Raw genomic sequence first — 17,281 nt, forward strand, 5'->3', positions numbered from 1 at the left:
TCTTAAGCTTTCAGCGAGTGCAAAGCACGGGCCAGGTAGATTTCTGATTTATGGATTTTAAGCTAATCCCAGAGGCATACGATTTTGATCCAGCCAACCTCCCCAGATGATCTTTCAAACCTTCAACACCAAATTCTCTCAACTATCGCAAGTGCCGAGTCTTCGCTTAGTTCCGGTGACCTCGCGGGCCGTCTTGGTGTGGGTCGTTCTACGATCAAACGGCATATCGAGGTTTTGCTTGGTCAAAGCAAAATTACCCGGCACGGCGTAGGACGGGGGACTCGGTATACCGCGCTGGCGCCCTTGAACAAGCTACCCCAATACGGTTCATCGGTGACGGAGAAAACCCCTGAATATCATTCCTCTTCCCTCACTACAGCTCAATCATTGCATCAATATCTAAATTTACCTCTGTCAGTCAGGGATATTTCCGGGTATGACCGAAGCTTCGTGGACAATTATATTCCGAACGAAACGTTCCTACTGCCTCAGACGCTAGCCCTGGCCTTGATGAATGAAGGAAAAATGGCAGGGCAACAACCCGCAGGTACCTACGCGCGAAAAGTTCTGGAGCAATTGCTCATTGATTTGTCCTGGTCATCTTCTCAACTTGAAGGAAACCGATATTCATTGCTGGCCACCGAAGAACTATTCAAAAGTGGCGCGGCATCAAATGATTTAGATGCCGTCATGCTGCTTAATCATAAACAGGCAATAGAGTTTTTGGTCGATGCAGTCCCTGAATCTGGATTAACTGGGCCGGTAATCAGCAACTTACATGCTTTATTGATGCATGATTTATTGTCAAATCCTGACGAGTTGGGAGCGATCAGACGCAAAATCGTGAATATTTCGGGAACGACCTACACTCCACTACAGGCACCGTTCCTGTTACAAGAAATGTTCGACATCATTATCAAAAAATCACGGCTGATTAATAATCCTGTGGAGTCAGCCTTTTTCCTGTGGGTCAATATCGCTTATCTGCAACCCTTTGAAGACGGGAATAAAAGAACCAGCAGGCTGGCCGCAAATATTCCACTCATGATCTACAATAGTGCTCCACTCTCCTTTCTTGATGCTGATGTCACAAGCTATGCCTACGCGATGATGGGAATCTATGAAAAACGTGACGTGACTTTAGCCGTTGAGTTGTTCGAACATTTATATCGTCGTTCAATCAAACGCTATGCCGTCACACTGGAAGCTATGGGCGTTCCGGACCCGTTTAGACTTCGTCACCGGGAAGATTTAAACACCACTATTCGCTTAATCGTTGCAGAGGGTCAGAATATTGAGTCTGCGATGCAGGTGATTGAACTTGATCCTGATGACAAAGAGCGATTCATGCAGCTTTTACAGAACGAGCTACGCATATTGAGTACGTTAAATTGTGCCCGGTATCGTCTATCAATATCGCTAACGGAGCAGTGGATCCGTCAGGGGCGGCCATGTTAGTAGTGAGGCCGACATACATCGTACATACCCGTTTTTGGCTAACCCGCATCGCGGCTTAACGTTATAGTGCCCTCTCTGATGACGATATGAAACCGGCATGAAACTCACCCTCGACAATGATCTCACCATCCGCAAGCTGCTGATTTTCAGCTGTTACATGGAAACGGAAAACCTCGCCAGAGCGGCAGAAACGCTGGGGATCAGCACCGTGAGCGTGCATCGTGCGCTGCACACGTTGGAAGAGAGTTTGCGTTGTCCGCTGTTTGAACATAAAGGCCGCAACCTGGTGGCACTGCCCGCCGCTACGACGCTTCTGGAATACAGCCGGGAAGCGCTGGCCACGCTGAGTCAGGGCATTGATGAAACACGACGCACTGCAGGTATCGGTCTGGGGCATCTGCGTGTGGGCACCTTATATTCTCTGTCGCTGGAAACCGTGCCGCGTCTGATCATGAAAATGAAACTGCGCCGCCCCGAGTTAGAACTCAACCTCACCATGGGTTCTAATGATTTGCTGCTGCGCGCGCTGAAAGACAATCAGCTGGATGCGATTATCATTTCTGTCAGCGAAGCCGAGATTGATGAAAAGATTTTTGAGCAGGTCGCGCTGTTCCAGGATGACATCTTCCTCGCCGTGCCAGCGGGTGGCGATGATAAAAGCGAGGAAGATATCGATCTGCGCAGCTACAGTGACAAACCCTTTGTCTCGCTAGCCGAAGGTTTTGCCACCTTTGCCGGTTTTCAGGAAGCCTGCCACGTGGCCGGTTTTGAACCCAACATCGTCACGCGCGTGAATGACATCTTCTCGATGCTCAGTCTGGTGCAGGCCGGCATGGGCTATTCGCTGGTACCGGGCAGGATGCGTAAGCAGTATGAAAACGATCTGCGTTTTCTCCGCTTAGCCGAGCCGTATCAAATGCGACAGCAGATCGCTATCGTGTTTCCGCGCAACCGCGAACATGATCCAAATCTGCTGGCACTGGTGGCTGAAGGGCGTATGTTCGCCCTGAGTTTGCAGGAAAAGGTTCAGCGCGCCAGCCGCTGAAACAGACGCAGCGCCAGTTCAGCGCCGCTGCGCTCAAGGGCAATACATTCGCCCTGACACTGCACGCTGCGCGTTAAGCCCGTCAGCACTTCACCGGGCGGCATCTCAATCACCAGACGCACTTCGCGTTCTTTCGCCGCCACCATCGCGTCATGCCAGCGCACGCTGCGCGCCATGTTCATCGCCAGATCGTCAGCAATCCGTTCCGGCTGCCAGAGAACGCGGGCGCTGCTGCCGCTGAGATAAGCGAATTGTGGACGTTGCAACCTGACCTTATCGATAGCGGCTTTGAGTTGCTGCGCGGGGCTATCTAGTAGTGCACAGTGTGAAGGCACGCTGATCGCCAGCCGCTGCGCTCGCTGTGCCCCCTGCGCCAGCGCCTGCTGCGCCACTGCCGCCATGGCACTGTCACTACCCGCTATCACAATCTGCGTTTCGGCATTGATGTTGGCGATAAAGCTGGTTTGCCCATCCACTAGCGCTTCGACTTGTGCCAGCGTCAAGCCACTGATCGCCGTCAAACCATAGCCCTGCGGATACGCCTGCTCCATCAGTTCACCGCGCAGGGCCACCAGCTGCAGAGCATCGGCAAACTCCAATGCACCGGCGATAACTGCCGCAGGATAGGCACCAATCGACAAACCGCACACCATGTCGGGCTGCACGCCGCTGGCGATTAGCTGGCGCGCCGCCGACACGCCCGCAATCAGCAGCGCCAGCTGCACTGCGCGCGTATGTTGCAGTGCGGTAGCCGAATCGAGCTGCATCAGTTCATCACCCAGCACCTGATGCGCCACCTGCCAGGTCTTATCGCGTGGCAGCGACTGCAACATGCCAGGCCGTTGCGTGCCCTGCCCCGGAAAAGTGAACAGCGTTTTCATTTTATGTCCTCCGTCCAGGGAAGCGTTGTCAGGCGTGGACCGCGTGCGGTTTTCAGCAATACGCGCCCCTCGCGCAGCCACTCATTAAGCGCGAAGGCACCCACCGGCGTTTCCACCTGGGTATCTGCACGACAGGGTAAACGTGCAAGTTGCTGCTGCCAGGTCTTAAATTCCTCCGCCTGCAACGGCAACGGTGTACGAATTAACAGATCGAGATCGCTTGTTGCATGCAGCACCGGCAACCCGGTCGCCAGAGCGAATCCCGTGCTGCCGGTCACGCCCCACGACCATGACCAGCGCTGCTGATGCAGTTGTATCACTGCCTCAACCGTGGGTAATGCGCGAAACACAGAATCGCTTGCATGCGCCAGTAGCCCCTCCGGTGTATCAATCCGCAGCACATCCTGCTCCCGCACCCATCCCGCCGCCCGTTGATGGCGTGCACTGCCACGCACGCCAATCGGAATGCGATCCTGCCGCATCACATCACGCCGCACCACGACCGGCTGCTGAGCGTTCCACTGTTGCGCCACCCAGCTTTCCTTAATGTCGAGCAGCGTGGTATCAGCGTGCAGCCAGAGCAGATCGTGTGGGCGGATATTCATGATTACATTCCTGAAGTTAGGCTAATAAACAGCGGCAGTGACACAATCGACAGCAGTGAACTCAGTAACAGTACCGCTTCGGCATCCGGTGACTGCACACCAAAGCGATTACCAAATACCACACCAAAGAAACCGGCTGACAGCGCAATCATCAGAATCGCGGTGATCGCCACGGTGCCGTGCAAACCAAACAACATCACAATGCCCCACGCCAGTAACGGTTGGATCAGCAGTTTGGTCACTGTCGAGCTGATCACCATGCTGTTGATTTTCAACTGACGTGCCGAGAGGATCACCCCGGTCAGGAACAGTGCGGCGGCGGTGGCAGCCAGACCGAGCGGTTTAATCGCGGCCAGCACCAAATCCGGCATTTTGATGCCTATGGCTGACAGCACCACGCCCAATAGCGGTCCCAGCACAATCGGTTTTTTCACCGAACGCCACATCAACACCGGCAGCATCGCCAGCGTTGAACGCTGTGTTTCCCCGGCGGTACGCGCTTTTTCACGTTCGAGAATCAGCAGGCAGAAGGGGGTCATCAGCACTGAACCGCAGGCAATGGAGACGGCAACAGAGAGCGATGTCGCCGAACCTTCTCCTACCACGCTGCCAAGGATGGGTAAACCTAGCGCTGCGTAATTAGGCAACGCCACAGTCAGCGTCAATACAGCCGCATCCTGTGGCGACTTTTTGAAGATTTTAGTGGCAACAAAATAGAGCACCGCGTAGGCCACCCACATCGCCAGCGTCAGCACCACAATCAGCGGCATCTGCGCCACAATCCCGCTCCACGGCGTTTGTACCGTGGCGCTAAACAACGCGGCGGGCAGCGCAAAATCCATCACAAAAATATTGAGCAAAGAGACGTTCTTGTTATCAACCATTTTGGCTTTGCCGGCCCAGAATCCGAGCAACATGATAATGAAGATCGGAGCCAGAGCATGCAGAATCACGTAAGTCATAAATCACCTGTTTGTTATTAAAAGAGTGAGTACTGACGCGATGGTGTTGAATTTATCAGTTGCCGCAGAGGCCGGACGCCGCGTGCGTCCGGCATACTGACAGCCGGCAGGTTGATTTAATGCTTTTTATTATTAGGGTATTACCAACTGGCGCGCAGACGTTCGCGCACCAGTGCCGAGCTTTGACGATTCGGTGCCGCCAGGCGCGAACCTCGACCCGGCACACGGCGCGTATCGTCAATCGCTTCCGCCAGCGTGGCTTTAACACGCGTGATCTCTTCGGCCGTCGGCGCATCCGGATGGGTGATGTCCAGCAGAGATGACAACAGGCCGAGCGTGGCGTAATTACCGATGTCATAGGCCATCGGCGGTACGCTGGCAGCAAGTTTCTCCAGCGCTTCCACGGTGCGCAGGGTGATACGCGCCGCTGAGGCTTTACCCATGGCGTGCACCTGCACGGCCGGGTCGTTAAACGCGATCAGTCGATTGGCCTGATAACCGTGCGCCAGAAACGCGCCGGACATGGCCTTACCCACGATCAGCCCAATCACCGGATGCCCGGCCAGACGCGCTTGTGCATAAGCGCCCGCAGCGCCCGCCAGTGCCTGATGAATACCAAAGCCCTCTTCACGGCGGCCATAAGCCTGACTTGGCACATCAATCACCGCAATGATGGGTCGCTTCACTGCGTTTGCGGCGTCTTCCGCAATGGTCTCTTGCACCACTTTTGCCAGCGTCCAGCCTTCCAGCAAACCGACTTCGCCTTGCACAGCGCGTGGATAGCGATTGTGCGCATCCGGAACGACAGCAATGAAACGAGCGGTTTCGCCATTAAGTTCGGCATCCGCGACCTGCACGGACGGGCAAAGCCCTGTGTGGCTGGCAGCGCCGCCGGTTAACTGGCTGAGCCACAGCTCACCCCGACTGTTGTGTGCGCTCATGATTTCACCTCCGGATGGAAGACCTGATGAATGGTGGCTGTGCTGGCCTGTTGAGCGGTATCGAAATGGCTTAAACGCTCAAGATAAAATGCATAGTTTTCACTGCGATGCTGTGCCGGAACCCCTTGCGCCAACGCTGCATCCACTGCCGTTTTCATCGCCTGGACACCGTCTGACACCAGCGCATCGACCAGCCCGCTTTGATAGCGAATCTCGCCACCGGTCATGCTCCAGATAAATGGGCGGTCACGCGAGTCATACTCATCAATGCCCGCTTCCTGCTCAATCACCTGCGGGCCATTCAATCCCAGACGTGCTTCACGCGTCACAATCAAATGGCTGCACAGCGCGGCGGCAATCGACATTCCGCCAAAGCAGCCAACGGTCCCGGCAACAATGCCAATCACCGGTGTGTATTGACGCAGATCGACGATGGCGGCGTGAATATCCGCAATCGCCGCCAGCCCCAAATTGGCCTCCTGCAACCGCACACCACCGGTTTCCAGACACAATATGGCTTGCGTCGGAATGCCGTTGCGGTTGTCTTCAGCCGCCAGCTCCAGTGCACCCGCCATTTTTGCGCCGGAGACTTCCCCCATGCTGCCGCCCTGGAAGGTGCCTTCAATGGCAATTACCACGGTGGGATTGCCGTTAAGCGTGCCTTTCATCACCACCATGCCGTCATCGGCTTGTGGCACAATGCCCTGTTTCTCCAGCCAGGGAGACATCACGCCTTCGAACGGATCGAGCAGTTCGCGCGCACTGCCGCTGTCCAGCAATGCCAGCGCACGCTGACGGGCGCGTAATTCGATAAAGCTGCTGTCATCACGCATGGTTCACCTCCTCAAACACCTGTTCGATGCGAATACGCGCAACGCCCGGCGTGGCACCAAAATCGTGGATCACCAGTTGGCCCGCCGGTAGCTCAGTCAGTTCCGCCAGGCGGCTGAACAACGCATCCCAACGCGCTTTGCTGTTATCCACCGAGGTGGTGATCGCCACGCTGAGCAAGGCGCTGTTATCCGCGCGGTACAGCACTTCCATATCACCCGATCCCACTACGCCCGCCAGCGCATTTCCGCTAAACGTGCGACGTGCCGGGTAAGACAACGTTATCTTTTCCATAGCAACCTCTTAATCAATGAGTGGCGATGCTGACGCGATCGATAAACAGCGTGGCGGCGAGTAAATCAGCCGCGCCGCCGGGAGACGCATTCAGCGCCAGCATCGCGCTATCCAGTTGTTGTAAAGCCTGACGACCCGCTATGTGCGCAGTACCACCCGCCTGTAACACCGCGTGCGCACCACGTTGTAAGGTCAGCAAACCGTTCATGCCTGAGCGGTTGAGCACGCAGGTGTCACTGAGCGAGGTAAGAATCGCCATCAACGCATCAAGCCGCGCCTCGGTTTCATCGGCCCCGGCTTCTCGACTGCGCTGCAACTGCGGCAATGCCAGCTGCGTGATATGCGGAAAGCCCTGTTGCGCTTCTTCACGTGCGCCCGGCACCTGAAAGCGATGCACGGCACGTAACCCTTTACTGAAGGTTTTGGGTGCGTGGCGATCCGGTAAACAAGCCAGTTCAGCGGCACAAGTGCAGAGTTGATCGCTGCTTGCCTCACCGCCGCGCATCGCCGCCGCGCTGACCAGCAAACCCAATGCCCAGATCGCGCCACGATGGGTATTCACCCCGTCGGTGGCAGCCATCATCTGACGCTCCCCTTCGCGACCAAGGCGGCCCACGGTTTCGCGCAGTGCGATATCCGCTGGACGCTGCCAGCACTGTTGCGCCAGCGCATAAAAGGTCGGGGTCAGGCTGCGGGCAGAACGCTCCATCAGCGCCAGCGAGAGATCCTGATGTGCGCCGCTGCCGCGACGATCCACCAGCCCCGGCTTGGGCGTCAGGTTCACTTCTTCGATCAGGCAATCGGTGGCGTGCTGTGCCAGTTGATGCAGGTGGCTTTCAACCGATTGCGGCGCAAGTCGTTTCATTACCAGCTCCGGAATTTTGCCGGTGGGTTGTAAAGGCCATCAGACCATTCGACCAGGTCGGCCACGCTACCGGCCGCCAGCAGCGAACGCGTGGCATCAGATCGGCGAATCCCAAGATCTTCCGGGAACACCACTTTGCCGCTACGACGCAGTTCAGCGACGCGTTTGGCATCCACGCCCAGACCGATATCGGTAATTCCGGCCACCGCCGCCACCATCGCCCGACGCTCTTCGAGATCCTGCGCGCGATACAGATAGGCAATACCTTCTTCGGTCAGCACATGCGTGACGTCATCGCCATAGATCATTACCGGCGCCAGCGGCATTCCAGAGTTTTTCGCCACTTCAATGGCATCGAGTTTTTCTACGAAGGTCGGCTTCACGCCTGCCTGGAAGGTTTCCACCATCTGCACCACCAGCTTGCGACCACGTTCCATGGCATCTTCGCCATTTTTCATTGCCAGCCAGGCGGCAGTGGCATGACGACGACCGTGCGGATCGTGGCCCATATTTGGCGCACCACCGAAGCCAGAAAGGCGACCGCGCGTAACCGTTGAGGAATTCGCCAGGCCATCGATTTGCAGCGTTGAGCCGATAAACATATCGACGGCATACTGACCTGCCAGCTGGCACATGGCGCGGTTAGAGCGCATCGAACCATCGGCCCCGGTGAAAAAGATATCCGGGCGCGCGCGGATGTACTCTTCCATCCCCAGTTCACCACCGAAGCAGTGCACACTCTCGACCCAGCCGCTTTCGATGGCGGGAATTAAGGTGGGGTGCGGGTTCAGCGTCCAGTGTTTACAAATTTTGCCTTTTAGGCCGAGCTGTTCACCGTAGGTCGGCAGCAGCAGTTCGATAGCGGCGGTATTGAAACCAATGCCATGATTGAGCGATTGCACCTGATGTTCGGCGTAGATGCCTTTGATCGCCATCATCGCCATCAGGATGTGTTCCTGTTTGATCAGACGCGGGTCGCGGGTAAACAGCGGTTCGATAAAGAAGGGGTTGTCAGCTACTACTACGTAGTCGATCCACGAACCAGGAATATCCACGCGCGGCAGATCACACTCGTCGTCCACCAGTTCGTTAACCTGCGCGATCACAATCCCGTCGTGGAAAGCAGCCGCTTCGACTAGTGCTGGCGTGTCTTCGGTACTTGGCCCGGTGTAGAGATTGCCTTTACGGTCAGCTTTGTATCCGGCGATCAGCGCGACATTCGGTGCGAGGTCTACGTAGAGGCGAGAGTAGAGTTCGATGTAGGTATGAATCGCGCCGATTTCCAGCTGATCGTCTTCCAGTAGCTGCGAAATACGCAGACTTTGCGTGCCGGAAAAGGAGAAATCGAGCTTGCGGGCGATGCCTTTTTCAAAGATGTCGAGGTGTTCACTGCGACCCACGCTCGGCATGATCATATGCAGATTGTGCACCTTTTTCGGGTTAACCTCGGCCAACATACGTGAGAGGAAATCGGCCTGTTTTTGGTTATTGCCTTCCAGTACGACGCGGTCGCCAGGCGAGATTAATTTTTCCAGCATCTCAACCATTTGATCGGTGGGTAATACTTTGCCCTGCACCGGCAACGACGCCTGTCGCCGTTGTTTCTCGGTACGGCGCGTATTCCACACCCGCGCCGTTTGTTGTCCTGATGACATGACTAACCTCCTGAATGAGCGAATCGCTTGATTACGTCAACGCAGGAAAGTGTGGTCTTAAGCGGTGATGCCATCAATCAACCTGAAGGTGGGATCGTTAGCCTGAGAGTAATGATTGAGATGACAGAAATTTGCGGTTGGTCAACGATTGGTGGGGAGAATTGTGTACCGCTGCTTTGGGAGGAGTAAGGGGTGGAGATGTGAATAATGTCAGGTAGCTGTGGGCGGCCCTAAGGCCACCCACACTCAATGACTGCCGTAATCCACTTAGTTACAACGGCTTATGTGCCGTCTCTTTTGCCTTCCACACGGCAAACAGCGTGATCAGCAGCGCCAGCGTAACGTACAGCGACACCCACAGCGTGCTGCCCATTTCTTTATACAGCGTAGTAATAATCAACGGCGCAAACCCTCCACCGACAATACCGGCCAGCGTGTAAGCCAGTGATGACCCGGCATAGCGAACGTGGCTGGGAAACTGTTCAGTGACGAACGCGGCTTGTGGGCCATACATGATTGCGTGGATCAGCAGACCCCCTATCACCGCCAGCACAATCAGCACCGGCTGCGTGCTGTCCAGGAGCACGAAGAACACGAATGACCAGATGATCGCCAACACTGCGCCAGTGATGTACACCGGGCGGCGTCCCCATTTATCAGATAGCGCGCCAAACATCGGGACGGTGATCGCATTCCCTATTGCACCTAACATCGTAGCCATCAAAGCCAAAGGGCGTGGCAGTTGCAGCACGGTGGTGACATAGGTCAGGGTAAACACCACCACCAGCGCGTACAGCACATCAGAACCGATACGTGATCCCCCCGCAATCAGCAGCTGTTTCGAATAGTTGACAAACACCTCTTTCAGTGGCGTATGCGTCGTTTTTTCCGCAACCTGCATCGCGACAAAGGTCGGTGTCTCTTCCACGCCACGACGCAGCCACAATCCAAATAGCACCAGCAGCAGACTCAGCAGGAACGGAATGCGCCAGCCCCATGCCTGGAACTGATCGCCGCTCACCATCACCGTCACCAGGGTGATAAACCCGGTGCCAATCAAGGTTCCGCAGGAAGGCCCCACCTGTGCAAAAGATGCATTACGCCCACGTTTATCAGCATCACCGTGCTCCATCGACAGTAAAACGGCACCCGCCCATTCACCGCCCAGTGCAATACCCTGCACAAAACGCAGCGCGACCAACAGCACCGGACTCCAGATGCCCCACACCGCATAGCCTGGCAGCAAGCCCATTAAGGCGGTGGTGACGCCCATGATCACCAGCGTGATGATCAACACGGCTTTGCGCCCTGCGACATCCCCCAGATGACCAAACACAAAACCGCCCAGCGGACGTGAAATGTAACCTACCGCATAGGTCGAAAACGCCAGAATGGTGCCAACCAGCGGATCAAAACTGGGGAAGAACACATGGTTAAACACCAGTGCCGCCATAATGTTGTAGACGGTGAAGTCGTACCATTCCAGCGCGGTGCCGATGAAACTGGCAGCGGCCAGGCGCCCGGTTTTCGAAGCCGTGCGCTTATCACGCACCGTCTGCTGCAATGAAGAGTCTGTATTAGCCATGTGCCAACTCCTGTTTAGTTAACTGCCAGCTAAAGGCATAGCGTTGAACATCGCCGGTCATCAATTCCGCCGCGTGTGCGGCCAACTGGTCACAGCTTGATGCGTCACTGCAGTGAATCAGTAGCATCGGTAGCATCTGCCGCTGTCCTTTACTCTCCATCGGCAACGGAGAACTGAGCGCCACATCCGGGGTCAGTAAACTGGAGGCAACATAGCCCGGGGTATGGCTAATTTGCTGCTGCCACGCAGTCAACACGCTGGCATCCAGCGCTTTCAGCGTCACCACCGCCAGATGGCTGCCGGTCCCTTTGCCATGCTTATGGGTGATCGCGCTGACCCGACGCATTGGATTAACCATCTTTTGCAGATTTTTCACTGACCATTCGGTCTGGCGAGTGAAGGCTGCGTGATAATCCGCACTGGTAAAGGCTTCCAGCGCCTCGGTTTCATACAGGCCAAGATATTTGCGCTCGGCATGGATAGCCTGATAGCGCGTTCCGCTTAAGAAGCCACGAATCGCGACGCGCTCTTCTACATGTTCATGGTCATACCATTGGTTGAAGTCCGCTTCGTCTTCAGCGCCAATGTTAGTGGCGACAAACAGCATGCCGTGGGATTGAGTCATCATCAGGATCTCCAGTTGAGGGCAGTTTCCACGGCGAGCGACCAGCTGATTAAGCGGGCGTCATCACCATGAACAGAAGCAAGGCTTAGGCCAACCGGCGCACTACCGGTTTGATGGCAGGGTAAAGAGAGTGCACAGCCGTCCAGCATGTTGATTACGCTGGTGTTACGCAGCATCAGCGCGTTGACCTCCATGTACTGCTGCGCATCCTCCAGAGAAGCGAGGGTCGGTGCGATACGCGGAACGGTGGGCATGAGTAAGGCGTCAAAGTCTGCCAGCGCGCTATTAATGCGGTGCTGCCACGCTTTGCGCTGTTGATGAAGTTCACGGGCATCTTGCTCCGTCAGCAAACTGCCGCGCTGCACACGCGCTAACACTTGAGGATCGTAAGCTTCGGGTTGCGCCAGTGCGGATTGTTGATGCCATTGCCATGCCTCGTAAGCGGTAATGCCGCCACGCGCATTCATACTGTTCAACTCATCAAGCTCTTCAAGCGGCAGTGCAACCAGGGTGGCACCGGCCTGTTCCAGTGCTTCGATGGCATTTTTCCAGGCTTGCGCAACGTCTTCGTCGAGTCCCTCCAGCACGCGGGTCTGCGGGATAGCGAAACGAGCACTGCGTAACTCCACCTGCTGGAGTTCAAGCGGCTGTTCCGCGATGACGCTGTCCAGCAGCCAGCAGCTGCGCACGTCATGGGCAATCACGCCGATGCTGTCGAGCGAGGCAGAGAGCGGTAACGTACCCGCCTGATTGATGCGATTCGCGGTGGGTTTAAAGCCGGTCAAGCCGCACAGCGCAGCAGGAATACGCACCGATCCACCGGTGTCAGTACCGATAGCGCCCAGGCACATGCCGTCTGCCACGGCGACAGCCGCACCAGAAGAAGAACCGCCCGGAATGCGTTTGTCTTCGCGACGCCACGGATTAGCCGGTGTGCCGTAATGCGGATTGATACCCAGCCCGGAAAAGGCAAATTCGGTCATGTTGGTTTTACCGATAATCGCCGCCCCAGCCTGATGTAAGCGATCAACCACGTGGGCATTAGCTGCTGCCGGTTCTGCATTCAGGAGCAAATGTGAACCCGCCGTGGTTGGCTCGCCTTGCACATCAAAGAGATCTTTGATGCTGACAGGCAGCCCATCAATAGCACTGAAGGCTTGCTGTGTTTGCCAGCGCGCACTCGCTGCTGTTGACTGTTGAGCGGCCTGGGTGGCATAGCGGGTGGTGAAAACAAGATCCCCCTCTTTTGACGGATCCTGCGCTGCGCGCAATGCCGATTCAGTAAAAGCTTCAGGAGACGCATTACCTGCCTGAAGCTGCTGACATGCTTGCCAGAGTGTGGTCATTAGCATGCTCCTTAAGCGACCACTGGCAGCGCGCCAGTGCAGTAAGCGTGTTCAAGCGTGCGATTCAGGCGCGGGTCGTGCAACGCCATGCGAAATTCGCTGGAAGGTCGAATACCGCCAATCGCACCCAGCGTGCCGCAGGACATTGCCAATCCTTCTTGTGCGGTGTTGCCGTTCAGATAGCGGGCCAGTAGATCTTGCGGCGTGAGTAATGAGGCCAGCGTGCCCTGCTGATAAACCACCCATTCGCCCTGCTCTTTTATCCACGAGGTCAGCTCCAGCGTATCCCAGTGCTCAACCACCTCGCTCATGCGCCAGGCTTTGCTGGCAACCGGTTTAATACAGGCCTGTTTGGAAAGGGCAACGCTGAAGGTTTCCAGATAACGATCGGTGTGATCTGAAGTGAGGGAGACCCACCATTCGCCCCGATGGAAAAACACAAAGGGCTCAGCTTCCCCGGAGGTTTCATCGCCGACCACTTCCAGCAGTGGCTGTTGGCTCAGTTGATTGGTCGCAACGCGGTAAAACAACGGTACTGCACCGGGAGCGGGCACACCCAGTGCCTCAAGCTCCCTGATATGGTGCAACACCGCATCACTATCGCGTCCGGCCCAACCCGCAATAATGAAATGGGAAACCTCGACATCGAGCGTGCTAGCGGCTTTATCGCCGGTTGTGAACTGAAGGTGCATGTGATGATCTCCATTTGAAAAATCACTGTGAAATTTCACTGTGTTTTCAAACTAGCGATTTTCATGCCAGATTTTTGTGTAATATGTCTCATTGGCAAAAAAAGGAACGTCGTGATGAGTGAGTCAGTTACTGAAAATGTGAACCCAGCCAGCCGGGAAAAGAGCCTCTCTTTGAATGAACAGGCTTATCTGGCGTTCAGGCACAAGCTCATCACGCTTCGCTACAAACCAGGGGAGTATTTAAATACCGCTCAGGTGATGGATGATTTGGCAATGGGTCGGACGCCGATCAATCAAGCGATTCATCGGCTGGCCACCGAGGGGCTGTTGCAGATCATCCCGCGCAAAGGCGTGATGGTGGCACCTTTGTCGATAGATGATGCACTGGAGTTAATTGAGGTGAGATTGGTCAATGAAACCCTGTGTGTTGAGCTAGCCAGTCAGAAAGTTATTGATTCACACATTCAACAGCTGCGCGAACTGAACCAGCAAATCGCCAGAGCGAGCGAATCACGTAGTCGCGAGGAAATGATGTTGCTGGATCGCGAATTTCATCAGGTGCTGGCCGATATCGCCGGAAACAGTCGGCTGTCAGATATTCTGAGTGTGATTCATGCGCAGGCACAGCGCTTTTGGGCGACAACGTTGTCCAATGTTGTCCATATGGATGAAGTCATTGCGGAGCATAATGAGATTATTGAGGCGCTGAAGTCTGGCGATAAGCAACGCGCGGCCGATGCGGCCCGTGCTCATATTTTCTCGTTTAAGCGCGCCCTGCTTTCGACTTGATGTCTACCGCCGTTCTCCACCCTGCCGCTTATATCTTGTAGGAAACCAAGCAACCGGATTGCGGCGGCTGGGCGCTGACATGTTGGGATCCTAACGACGACTTGAATTTTTTTTGCTGTAAAAACGCTTTTTCTTTTTACCATGAAAAATGGCGTAAATTGAAAATGCCAACACGATACATAATATAAAGACCAAAACCAGTTGTGACATAACCAGCCTTCTTAATGTTTAGAGACAATGCCTTTCGCAATAGAGATCAGCGCTCGCTCAGAGAATGAACTCCTGATATGCAAACGTCTTTTGCAATATGACAAATTATTTTTGATGGTTGAGTAACTTTTGTTCATCAGCGCCGCAATATCGGCAATCTCAACGCCCAGTGATTTCATGTAGATGATTTGCATACTTTGCAGCGACAACATTACGCCTCTATTCTCATGCAATAGCACCGCACTCATGATATAGCACAGCAGCGCATTGGCTGAGGATCTCAGCGAAACAAAATGAATCCGGGAATAGACCTCGTAATTGTCCTTATCCTGCGTCAGCACGAAAATAAATACGCGCTCGCCGTATCTTTTTCGTAAGACAAAAACATCATTCATTCTTGCCTCTAAAGACACCGAGCAAGCATTGACGATAATGATAGCACTGTCGGTTTGTTGCTGTGGAAATCTCTCACGCATCATGGCTGAAATACCCGCTACGGTGTATTGGCAATCTGAATACAGCACGAGCGAAGTCGTTCCCAGATTAAGTACCCTGGCGTTAGTCAGTGGCATGCGAATACCCACGCAATGTTGCAATTAATTAGGCTTTTTCTGATTTACATTGGACTTAAGTCTCAAAAAAAATCATACACCTTTCATATCATGCCGCGCAGGGTTATTTCATTTCGCTTGCGAGTTATTTGCGAAATACTTACGTACCAGCATTGAGACAAACCGAGTAAGGGAGATTTATTCAAATAATTGGGGTCTGGAAAGGAAAAAATCTTCGATAAATTTGAATATGAAGAATTTGGCACGCTGTTACTAATGAACTTTAAGTGCCACTCTAAAATGGTGTCTGCGTGGCAAGCGTTGCGCTGCTAACGGCAGCGCACCCATTTACTTAACGCTCATCAACCGCTCATCCGCCCCGATTTTACGTGGAGCTGATGGATTGATATCGCAATTATGCGGCAGCAGTGCCGTAATAATGCCGGCCACTACCAGCGATCCCGCCAGCCAGCACACCGCCACACTCTGCCCATATAGCATCGTCATTATGCCGACCAGGTACGGCCCGCAGAATCCGCCCAGATTACCCAGCCCGTTGATTACGCCACGCGCACCTCCCGCCACCTCTGGCGAGGCAATACGTCCGGGAATTGACCAAAATGGGCTGGTCGCCGCTTTCAGGAAGAAACCGCACACCACCAGCGCGATATAAGACGCGACGATATTGCTGTGCAGCACCACCGATGCCAGCAGCGCAGCGGCGAAGCAGAACAGGGAAACCATCACCCACAAACGGCGTTTTCCTGTACGGTCGCTGAGCCACGAAATCGCATATATCCCCAGAATAGTGGCAACAAACGGGATCGCCGCTAACAACCCCACCCCCGCCATATTCGTGCCGGTGAGATTTTTCAGAATGCTCGGCAGCCACAGCGTGTAGCCGTAATCGCCGGTCTGATAGAAGAAGTTCAGTGCCACCAGTTTCATCAAGCCAGAATTACGGAAAACCGCTTTTAATGGCGCTTTGTTCACTGGCGCAGCACTGCGATGCGCGGCGCGCTCGCGGGCCAGTTCCCGTAACAGATACGCTTTCTCACGGGCAGGGAGCCAGCGCGCCTCTTCCGGGCGATCGGCGATCACCAGCCACCACACCAGCAACACCGCTGCAGACAGCAAACCTTCAATAATAAACAGCCAGCGCCAGTCGAGTACGTTGATGATGTAGCCAGAAATCGTGGCGGTAAACATGCCACCCAGTGGCGCGAACATCATCACGAAGGCATTGGCGCGCCCGAGTTCCTTTTCCGGGAACCAGTTGCTGACCATGGTGAGTACCACTGGCAGCATACCGCCTTCGGAGATACCCAGCACAAAGCGCAGCGCCAGCAGTTGGTAGTGGTTGGTGACGAAGCCAGTGGCGATAGAGACCACCATCCACGCCATCAGTGACCAGGCGATAAAGCGTTTACCGCTACCATTCACCGCGATCCATCCGCCTGGTACCTGTAAGAACAGGTAACCAATAAAGAAGATGCCGCTGACCATACCGGCCATCTGGCTGGTGATCGCCAGGTCCTGATCCATGCCGCCCGGCAGCGCGAAACTGATGTTCACACGGTCCATAAACGAGATGATGCAGGTAATTAAAATCGGGGCAATAACGCGATACCAACGTGTTCCGGGGATTTTCTTGTGCATAACGCCCTCTCTCTTTGCGCAACCATGCGTAAACTCTATGGCTTCTTATTAAAGAGAGTTTGGTAATAATTATTGCGATCCTAATCACTGAGATGAATGTTAAGAAACTGTGTTACTTACGGCGTGATCGCAGGGGCAAAATTCTCTGGTTTTAGAGCCATCAAGCGCAGCCATACGATTTTTGGCGGGATGATTGATTAGGATTGGTGGCTGAAATAGCAGGTGTAACCTGATGCCGTAACATGACACGCAACAAGGTCGCCATAATAGGCGACCTTGCGAAGGTT

17 protein-coding genes are annotated in these 17,281 nt (G+C 54.7%); 3 read left to right on the forward strand and 14 right to left on the reverse strand.

Annotated features, from left to right (window positions below; genetic code table 11):
• Nucleotides 1-84: 84 nt before the first annotated feature.
• Together JK231_RS12050 and JK231_RS12055 are read left to right on the forward strand one after the other, a co-directional pair.
• Nucleotides 85-1,458, forward strand: coding sequence for a Fic family protein (locus tag JK231_RS12050; protein WP_211728652.1), 1,374 nt, complete (start codon nt 85-87; stop codon nt 1,456-1,458).
• A 97-nt stretch (nt 1,459-1,555) separates the two neighbouring features.
• A complete protein-coding gene (locus tag JK231_RS12055) occupies nt 1,556-2,503 on the forward strand; it encodes a LysR family transcriptional regulator (protein ID WP_097118803.1) in 948 nt (315 codons plus the stop codon).
• Here JK231_RS12055 and mdcH read toward each other — a convergent pair.
• The 12 genes from mdcH to JK231_RS12115 all read right to left on the reverse strand — a co-directional run bounded on the left by mdcH (nt 2,485) and on the right by JK231_RS12115 (nt 13,785).
• Nucleotides 2,485-3,384, reverse strand: coding sequence for a malonate decarboxylase subunit epsilon (gene mdcH / locus JK231_RS12060; protein ID WP_211728653.1), 900 nt, complete (start codon nt 3,382-3,384; stop codon nt 2,485-2,487). The genes JK231_RS12055 and mdcH overlap by 19 nt on opposite strands.
• The gene (locus JK231_RS12065) at nt 3,381-3,989 is read right to left on the reverse strand and encodes a malonate decarboxylase holo-ACP synthase (protein ID WP_211728654.1); all 609 of its coding nucleotides are present in this window, start codon (nt 3,987-3,989) and stop codon (nt 3,381-3,383) included. The genes mdcH and JK231_RS12065 overlap by 4 nt, the downstream gene beginning before the upstream one ends.
• 2 nt (nt 3,990-3,991) lie before the next feature.
• Entirely contained in the window at nt 3,992-4,951 is a 960-nt protein-coding gene (locus JK231_RS12070; RefSeq protein ID WP_058961684.1) for an AEC family transporter, read from the reverse strand.
• A 140-nt stretch (nt 4,952-5,091) separates the two neighbouring features.
• Nucleotides 5,092-5,892, reverse strand: a complete 801-nt coding sequence (gene mdcE / locus JK231_RS12075) for a biotin-independent malonate decarboxylase subunit gamma (RefSeq protein ID WP_211728655.1) — start codon at nt 5,890-5,892, stop codon at nt 5,092-5,094.
• Nucleotides 5,889-6,725 (reverse strand): biotin-independent malonate decarboxylase subunit beta, encoded by an 837-nt coding sequence (locus JK231_RS12080; RefSeq protein ID WP_160834099.1) that lies wholly within the window; start codon nt 6,723-6,725, stop codon nt 5,889-5,891. Before JK231_RS12080 ends, mdcE begins: the two co-directional genes overlap by 4 nt.
• Nucleotides 6,718-7,017, reverse strand: coding sequence for a malonate decarboxylase acyl carrier protein (gene mdcC, locus JK231_RS12085; RefSeq protein WP_097118798.1), 300 nt, complete (start codon nt 7,015-7,017; stop codon nt 6,718-6,720). Before mdcC ends, JK231_RS12080 begins: the two co-directional genes overlap by 8 nt.
• A gap of 13 nt (nt 7,018-7,030) precedes the next feature.
• Nucleotides 7,031-7,882, reverse strand: coding sequence for a triphosphoribosyl-dephospho-CoA synthase (locus JK231_RS12090; protein WP_211728656.1), 852 nt, complete (start codon nt 7,880-7,882; stop codon nt 7,031-7,033).
• On the reverse strand, nt 7,882-9,537 hold the full coding sequence (gene mdcA / locus JK231_RS12095; protein WP_058961679.1) for a malonate decarboxylase subunit alpha: 1,656 nt from the start codon (nt 9,535-9,537) through the stop codon (nt 7,882-7,884). The genes JK231_RS12090 and mdcA overlap by 1 nt, the downstream gene beginning before the upstream one ends.
• Before the next feature lie 271 nt (nt 9,538-9,808).
• The gene (locus JK231_RS12100; RefSeq protein ID WP_211728657.1) at nt 9,809-11,122 is read right to left on the reverse strand and encodes an MFS transporter; all 1,314 of its coding nucleotides are present in this window, start codon (nt 11,120-11,122) and stop codon (nt 9,809-9,811) included.
• On the reverse strand, nt 11,115-11,750 hold the full coding sequence (locus JK231_RS12105; protein WP_211728658.1) for a DUF4286 family protein: 636 nt from the start codon (nt 11,748-11,750) through the stop codon (nt 11,115-11,117). The genes JK231_RS12100 and JK231_RS12105 overlap by 8 nt, the downstream gene beginning before the upstream one ends.
• The gene (locus tag JK231_RS12110; RefSeq protein WP_211728659.1) at nt 11,750-13,093 is read right to left on the reverse strand and encodes an amidase; all 1,344 of its coding nucleotides are present in this window, start codon (nt 13,091-13,093) and stop codon (nt 11,750-11,752) included. Before JK231_RS12110 ends, JK231_RS12105 begins: the two co-directional genes overlap by 1 nt.
• 11 nt (nt 13,094-13,104) lie before the next feature.
• Nucleotides 13,105-13,785: a DUF2848 domain-containing protein gene (locus JK231_RS12115; protein ID WP_211728660.1), complete on the reverse strand. Its 681-nt coding sequence runs from the start codon at nt 13,783-13,785 to the stop codon at nt 13,105-13,107.
• A gap of 114 nt (nt 13,786-13,899) precedes the next feature.
• On the opposite strand from JK231_RS12115, the gene JK231_RS12120 reads away from it, so the two are divergent.
• On the forward strand, nt 13,900-14,574 hold the full coding sequence (locus tag JK231_RS12120) for a GntR family transcriptional regulator (RefSeq protein ID WP_097118793.1): 675 nt from the start codon (nt 13,900-13,902) through the stop codon (nt 14,572-14,574).
• Nucleotides 14,575-14,795: 221 nt separating this feature from the next.
• Here the strand turns inward: JK231_RS12120 and JK231_RS12125 are convergent, their stop codons facing one another.
• Together JK231_RS12125 and JK231_RS12130 are read right to left on the reverse strand one after the other, a co-directional pair.
• On the reverse strand, nt 14,796-15,356 hold the full coding sequence (locus JK231_RS12125; RefSeq protein WP_211728661.1) for a hypothetical protein: 561 nt from the start codon (nt 15,354-15,356) through the stop codon (nt 14,796-14,798).
• A 327-nt stretch (nt 15,357-15,683) separates the two neighbouring features.
• Nucleotides 15,684-16,994, reverse strand: coding sequence for an MFS transporter (locus tag JK231_RS12130; RefSeq protein ID WP_211728662.1), 1,311 nt, complete (start codon nt 16,992-16,994; stop codon nt 15,684-15,686).
• Nucleotides 16,995-17,281: the final 287 nt, after the last annotated feature.

This window comes from Pantoea sp. JGM49, assembly GCF_018257655.1.
In the GTDB taxonomy this organism is placed as follows: domain Bacteria; phylum Pseudomonadota; class Gammaproteobacteria; order Enterobacterales; family Enterobacteriaceae; genus Pantoea; species Pantoea communis.

Coding starts and splice junctions, on each gene's coding strand:
- mdcC (WP_097118798.1), bottom strand. CDS start 7,017: ATGGAAAAGATAACGTTGTCTTACCCGGCACGTCGCACGTTTAGCGGA.
- mdcA (WP_058961679.1), bottom strand. CDS start 9,537: ATGTCATCAGGACAACAAACGGCGCGGGTGTGGAATACGCGCCGTACC.
- mdcE (WP_211728655.1), bottom strand. CDS start 5,892: ATGAGCGCACACAACAGTCGGGGTGAGCTGTGGCTCAGCCAGTTAACC.
- mdcH (WP_211728653.1), bottom strand. CDS start 3,384: ATGAAAACGCTGTTCACTTTTCCGGGGCAGGGCACGCAACGGCCTGGC.
- JK231_RS12115 (WP_211728660.1), bottom strand. CDS start 13,785: ATGCACCTTCAGTTCACAACCGGCGATAAAGCCGCTAGCACGCTCGAT.
- JK231_RS12110 (WP_211728659.1), bottom strand. CDS start 13,093: ATGACCACACTCTGGCAAGCATGTCAGCAGCTTCAGGCAGGTAATGCG.
- JK231_RS12055 (WP_097118803.1), top strand. CDS start 1,556: ATGAAACTCACCCTCGACAATGATCTCACCATCCGCAAGCTGCTGATT.
- JK231_RS12070 (WP_058961684.1), bottom strand. CDS start 4,951: ATGACTTACGTGATTCTGCATGCTCTGGCTCCGATCTTCATTATCATG.
- JK231_RS12105 (WP_211728658.1), bottom strand. CDS start 11,750: ATGATGACTCAATCCCACGGCATGCTGTTTGTCGCCACTAACATTGGC.
- JK231_RS12065 (WP_211728654.1), bottom strand. CDS start 3,989: ATGAATATCCGCCCACACGATCTGCTCTGGCTGCACGCTGATACCACG.
- JK231_RS12120 (WP_097118793.1), top strand. CDS start 13,900: ATGAGTGAGTCAGTTACTGAAAATGTGAACCCAGCCAGCCGGGAAAAG.
- JK231_RS12125 (WP_211728661.1), bottom strand. CDS start 15,356: ATGCCACTGACTAACGCCAGGGTACTTAATCTGGGAACGACTTCGCTC.
- JK231_RS12130 (WP_211728662.1), bottom strand. CDS start 16,994: ATGCACAAGAAAATCCCCGGAACACGTTGGTATCGCGTTATTGCCCCG.
- JK231_RS12100 (WP_211728657.1), bottom strand. CDS start 11,122: ATGGCTAATACAGACTCTTCATTGCAGCAGACGGTGCGTGATAAGCGC.
- JK231_RS12080 (WP_160834099.1), bottom strand. CDS start 6,725: ATGCGTGATGACAGCAGCTTTATCGAATTACGCGCCCGTCAGCGTGCG.
- JK231_RS12090 (WP_211728656.1), bottom strand. CDS start 7,882: ATGAAACGACTTGCGCCGCAATCGGTTGAAAGCCACCTGCATCAACTG.